A 5,502-nucleotide genomic window follows, 5' to 3' on the forward strand; every position below is an offset into this window, starting at 1 on the left:
TCGTCTACGCCATGGCGCTGCCGAACAAGGTCGACCCTTTCCCGAAGCTCGCGGCCGCAGTGAAGCTGCCGCCGCGCAAGACGGTCGGCGAGGACGGCGCCGCAGGAGACGCCACCCCGCGCCGGCGCTCGCGCGAAGAACGGGCGGCGCGGCGTGGGCGCGAATAGGTCCCCTTCGCCCGACGCCTCTCTTTGGTTCGTATGCATGCAAATGTTTCCGGATCCATCGATCCGGAAACCGGAACGCTGTTTTCGTGAAATCCGCCGGAAACATGCCGGGCGCATTTAGCACGCCATCGAAGGGCTGGCGCGAAATGTCTTCGAGCCGGCGCGACCTTCCGGAGGAACCCACTATGTCGATGTTCGATAACCTCGGCCGCTTCGGCGTGACCATCAGGCAGGCTCATGCCCGGAGCAAAGCGATCCGCGCGCTCAACGACCTGCCCGTGCATGTCCAGAAGGATATCGGCTGGCCGGCTTCGCCGCCCAGCGACCCGCAGGCAGCCCTGCACGCGCTGCTCCTGGGCACCGCCCGCTGATGACCTTCGCCGACAAATGTAAGCTGCTCGGCAAGCGCCGAGGCCGGCAAGCGGCCTCGGCGATCGGCGACAACAAGTTGCGCGCCGCGCTGCTGCCAGGGCGCCGTTGACGCGACCGCTGTCGCATCACGCCGATGTGCCCGCTGCGAACCTTGACATTTTTAACCGAGCTACAATCTTCGCATAGCAGGGGGAATTTCTCTTAGTCGGCTCGACCGATCCGTGTTCCGTATGCCCAGTTTGAAAAGCCACGTCGTTTCGTTCATTCTCAGGCACAGCCGCAAGAAGGCCTTTTCCAGTCCCGAAAATCTGCAGCGCTGGATCGCCTACGCCCGCAAGACCGAAGACTATCATCCGCCGGCCCTTCTGAAGGCGCGGCTGGATATCGCGGAGACCAGCGTCGATGGTTTCCCCGTCTATGAGATCGCACCGAAATCGGGCGAGCGCCGGCGTATCCTCTATTTGCATGGCGGCGCCTTCGTCTTTCAGATCACGTCCTATCACTGGGTGCTGATTGCCGAGATGGCGGAGCGGCTGGGCTTCGGCATCACCGTGCCGATCTATCCGATCGCGCCGGAGTACAATTTCCATGACATGTTCGGCATGGTCGGCGACGTATACCGGCGCATGCTGCAAGAGACCAATGCCGAGAACATCGTCTTCATGGGCGATTCCGCCGGCGGCAACATGGCAGTCGTGCTCACCATGATGGCCGCCGAGGAAGGCCTGCCCTCGCCGGCGCGCCACGTGCTAATCTCGCCCGGCCTCGATATGTCCTTGTCCAATCCGGAAGTGTTCGAAGCCGAACGCAACGACCCCTGGCTGGGCATCCCCGGCGGGCTCGAGGCGATCCGGCTCTACAGCGCCGGCATCGACCGCTCCGACTGGCACATCAGCCCGCTCTACGGCGATCTCTCGGTGCTGCCGAAGACGCTGCTGCTCACCGGCTCGCGCGACCTGCTCAGCCCCGACAATCTGATCTTCGCCGAACGGGCGCGCGCCGCAGGAATCGAGGTCGAGGTCGTCTACGAGGAAGGCATGTTCCACGTCTGGCCGCTGATCGATATGCCGGAAGCGCGGCGCGCACGTGACAGCATCGTCGACTTCCTCACAGCCGAGATCCTACCGCAGCGAGCCCATGCATCACGCCGAACCACTTATGCGGCGCGACCTGCGCCGGCGGCCGAATAGCTCAGAACTTGCCGGTTTCCCGGAACAGTTCGAAGGTCGCGCGGATGTGGTCGGCAACCGCCTTCACCGGCGCGCTGGCATCGGGTGCCACCACCATGGCGAGATTGTAGGTGCCGATATCGGGCATGCCGTCCTTCGCGCCCAGCGAAACCATCTCGTCGCCGAGGAAGGACTTCGGCAGCGGCGCGACGGCAAGGTCGGCCATGATGGCGGCGCGCTGGCCGGCGGTATGAGCGCTCATATAGGCGATGCGGTAGTTGCGGCCTTCCCGGCCGAGCGCTTCCAGGGCGCCGGCCCGCCAGGCGCAGCCTTCTTCCCAAAGCGAAACCGGCAGCGGTTCGCGCAGATGCGCGCAGCCGCCCTTGGCGCCGGCCCAGACGATCGGCTCGGTTAGCAGCACCTCGGCGCCGACCGCGCTGGTCTTGTAGGAATTGGTGAGCAACGTGATGTCGAGCGCACGGTCGTCCATGCGGCGGCGCAGATTGACGCTCTGGTCGATGGTGACGTCGACGGCGATCGACGGATGCGATTGCGCGAAGCGCTTCAACACGTGGGGCAGCACGCGCTCGCCATAGTCGTCCGGGGAGCCAAGCCTGACCACACCGACAATGTCGGGAATGATGAACTTCGACACCACTTCGCGGTTGATCGACAAAAGCCGCCGGGCATAGCCGAGAAGCATCTCGCCGTCCGTGGTCAGCGTCACCGAGCGCGCGTCGCGCGCGAAGACGGAACGGCCGAGAATGTCTTCGAGCTTCTTGATCTGCATGGAGACGGCCGAGGGGGTGCGGAAGACCGCATTCGCGGCGGTGGTGAAGCTGCCGGTCTCGGCGATCGCCACGAAGGTGCGCAGCACGTCGAGATCGAGCAGCGGCAAAGGATGGTTGAGTGGGGCGTTCATCGGAGCTTGCCTTCAATTTTTCTGATGCAAATGATCATTCCATTTCGTTTGATTGAACATCACTTCGAGCGCATAGTCAACTCGATCGATGCAGGATGCTGCCAAAAGCAGCCATCGAACGACCATGATACAGGCCTGCACTCGACATGAAATGAAGCTGAAACAGACCTGACGTAACCAATTGCCGGGCGCCTCCCTGCCCGAATCGAGGAGAAAGAAAATGTCTATCCTGTCGTCTATCGGTCGGCTCGCGACCGAATTCAGTGCCGCCCGCGCTCGCTACCAGACCGAACGCGCAATCCATGCGCTGCCGATCGAACTGCAGAAGGATATCGGCTGGCCGGAAGCCGCCGATGCCAAGACTGGATTGCGCTACGGCGTGGGAACCTGGGCCGGAGCCAAGTAAATAAGTGTGCATCACGTGCTAAGGGCCTGCCGCGTGTCAGACCGGCAGGCCCTTTTGTTTGTACTCAAATGACTTTTCCAGCCATGCGGCCGTCGCATGACGCATATGAAGCACTCGCATAGCGACGTCCGTTTCGAGTTAAAGCGCTGTAACTAATAGTAAATTTCGAGCGCAGAGCTCAAAAAAGTCGCATGGGATGTCGCTTTTCATAACAAGCGCTTCGTTTTTGCGATTTAGTTTTGGCTGGAGCAGGCCTATATCACCGCCAGCAAAAACGAGCTGCCCCACTCCATTAAGCGAAGGCGACCCGTCTGAGCAACCAAATGGAGATGATGATGAAGCTGTTTGCCCGCCTGTTCCCCCGTCGCGAAATGAACATGACGACCGCTCTTGAGCGTCAGCGTCTTGCCAAGACCATGCCCGGCCAGACCGGCGCCATGGCTGCCGCTCGCCTCGGCTTCGTTGCCTGACACAGCAGTTTCGAACGGCACCTGGTTGCCGTCGCGCTGAATGAAATTCAACGTCGCCCGGCTCCGCCGTGGCGGCGTTTTTCTTCTGACGGCGCATTCGTTGGAACCTGAAGTAGCAACCTTCGGTCTCGCGCCATCGACGATTGCCCATTTGCGACCCGTGTCGCAAATTTAATCGTCGCTTAGCCGTCTAGCCGATTGACAGGAATGATTTTTCCTGATGTCGCTATGCTATTAGCGACATTCTGTTCGCGTCATGGCCGCGTGAGGTTTCCCGTGAATGCCGTCAAGCACCCGATCAAGAGATCGTTTGTGTTCTTCCTCATCCCCGACTTCACCATGATCGCCTTCGCAACGGCGCTCGACCCGCTCCGCTCGGCCAACCGGATGCTCGGCTACGAGGCCTATAGCTGGCGCCTGACCAGTATCGACGGCAAGCCCGTGCGCGCCTCGAACGGCGTCGAATGCGCCGTCAACACCTCGCTCGAGGAAGAGCGCAGGAAGATGGCCGGGCCGGACCGCCCGAACATGGCGATCGTTTGCAGCGGCATGAATGTCGAGCGCTATCATAACAAGTCGGCCTTCGCCTGGCTGCGCGAGGAATACAACCGTGGCGTCGCCGTGGGCGGCCTGTGCACCGGCGCGCACATCCTGGCGGCTGCGGGCCTGCTCTCCAACAAGCGCTGCGCCATCCATTGGGAAAACCTGCCGGGCTTCTCGGAGGCCTTTCCCAAGGCCAATGTCTTCGCCGACCTCTTCGAGATCGACCAGAATGTCTACACCTGCGCAGGCGGCACCGCGGCGCTCGACATGATGCTGAAGCTGATCGGCGACGACTTCGACGAAAGCCTCGTCAACCGCGTCTGCGAGCAGGTGCTGACCGACCGCGTGCGCAGCCCGACGGATCGCCAGCGCCTGCCGCTGCGCGCCCGTCTCGGTGTGCAGAATTCCAAGGTGCTGACCATCATTGAATTGATGGAGGCGAACCTCTCCGAGCCGCTGTCGCTGATCGAGATCGCCGACCATGTCGATCTGTCGCGCCGGCAGATCGAGCGCCTCTTCCGCACCGAGATGGGCCGCTCGCCTGCCCGCTATTATCTCGAGATCCGGCTCGACCGCGCCAGGCATTTGCTCATCCAGTCGTCGCTGCCCGTGGTGGAAGTGGCTGTCGCCTGCGGTTTCGTCTCGGCCTCGCACTTCTCCAAATGCTACCGCGAGCTCTATGCCCGCTCGCCGCAGCAGGAGCGCGTAGACCGCAAGCAGTTGCTGGCCGCCTAAGCGACAAGGCTACGAAAACCTACGGCGGCTGTGCGGTCCGTATCGCCTCAATGCGGATGTCTTCGGTCAACTGCGCCTTCAGCGCCGAGAATTCCGGGCTGTTTTTGAGCGTTGCGTTATGACCGCTGGCAGGTTCGACCAGCTCAATATCGGTCGCAATAGCACTCCGCGGACGAGATGCGGTCGTTCCAGCCGGAACCTCCGAAATCGCGGACCCTGCGGTTGAGCTCGATCGAGCGGCCGCGCCTTCCTGCATTCTCATAGGCGACGAGCGTACAGCCCCGCCGCACCAGCACCGAGGAAACGCGGTCGTTCCAGAAGCCGCCCCGGAAATTGACGGCGTCGTCAGGACCCATTGCAAGCGAGCGTCCGCGGAAGTTCGCATTCTCGAACAGCACGCAGGCGGCCTCGCCGTAAAATTGGGCGCTGGCGCTTCCGGCAAATATTGTCGACGCAAGCGCCGCCAGGATGACCAAACGTTTCATGCAATGTTTCCTCATTTCATCGCGTTGCGCGATGGCGCGGGCCCGATCACATTTTGCCATTGTGCCACACGAGGAAGCAAGTCCGAACCCCGCTCCGGCGGAGCTTGCCGACCGTCACCGGCTATCCATCATCCAGCCGCGGTTGCGCCACATCTTCTCACCGGCCAGGCAATCGGCGGCCGGCCTGTCGTCGGCAAGCACGACCGGCGGGTGAGCCCCCTCTTCTGCCGCCC

7 protein-coding genes are annotated in these 5,502 nt (G+C 62.2%); 4 read left to right on the plus strand and 3 right to left on the minus strand.

What is annotated here, in order from left to right:
- The first annotated feature begins 352 nt into the window (after positions 1–352).
- On the plus strand, positions 353–538 hold the full coding sequence (locus EOA49_RS29820) for a hypothetical protein (protein ID WP_067329623.1): 186 nt from the start codon (positions 353–355) through the stop codon (positions 536–538).
- A 231-nt stretch (positions 539–769) separates the two neighbouring features.
- Positions 770–1,729, plus strand: coding sequence for an alpha/beta hydrolase (locus tag EOA49_RS29825; protein ID WP_127239521.1), 960 nt, complete (start codon positions 770–772; stop codon positions 1,727–1,729).
- Between the two features lies 1 nt (position 1,730).
- Here the strand turns inward: EOA49_RS29825 and EOA49_RS29830 are convergent, their stop codons facing one another.
- Positions 1,731–2,630 (minus strand): LysR substrate-binding domain-containing protein, encoded by a 900-nt coding sequence (locus tag EOA49_RS29830; RefSeq protein WP_066999645.1) that lies wholly within the window; start codon positions 2,628–2,630, stop codon positions 1,731–1,733.
- Between the two features lie 220 nt (positions 2,631–2,850).
- Between EOA49_RS29830 and EOA49_RS29835 the strand changes: the two genes are divergently transcribed.
- Positions 2,851–3,036 (plus strand): hypothetical protein, encoded by a 186-nt coding sequence (locus EOA49_RS29835; protein ID WP_066999640.1) that lies wholly within the window; start codon positions 2,851–2,853, stop codon positions 3,034–3,036.
- 254 nt (positions 3,037–3,290) lie between these two features.
- Here the strand turns inward: EOA49_RS29835 and EOA49_RS32910 are convergent, their stop codons facing one another.
- Positions 3,291–3,557, minus strand: a complete 267-nt coding sequence (locus EOA49_RS32910; protein WP_164746637.1) for a hypothetical protein — start codon at positions 3,555–3,557, stop codon at positions 3,291–3,293.
- A 288-nt stretch (positions 3,558–3,845) separates the two neighbouring features.
- Between EOA49_RS32910 and EOA49_RS29845 the strand changes: the two genes are divergently transcribed.
- Positions 3,846–4,784 (plus strand): GlxA family transcriptional regulator, encoded by a 939-nt coding sequence (locus EOA49_RS29845; protein ID WP_348626902.1) that lies wholly within the window; start codon positions 3,846–3,848, stop codon positions 4,782–4,784.
- Positions 4,785–4,927: 143 nt separating this feature from the next.
- On the opposite strand, the gene EOA49_RS29855 is transcribed toward EOA49_RS29845, so the two are convergent.
- On the minus strand, positions 4,928–5,269 hold the full coding sequence (locus EOA49_RS29855; protein ID WP_067000849.1) for a peptidase inhibitor family I36 protein: 342 nt from the start codon (positions 5,267–5,269) through the stop codon (positions 4,928–4,930).
- Between the last annotated feature and the right edge of the window lie 233 nt (positions 5,270–5,502).

The organism is Mesorhizobium sp. M1A.F.Ca.IN.020.04.1.1 (assembly GCF_003997315.1).
Classification (GTDB): Bacteria; Pseudomonadota; Alphaproteobacteria; order Rhizobiales; family Rhizobiaceae; genus Mesorhizobium.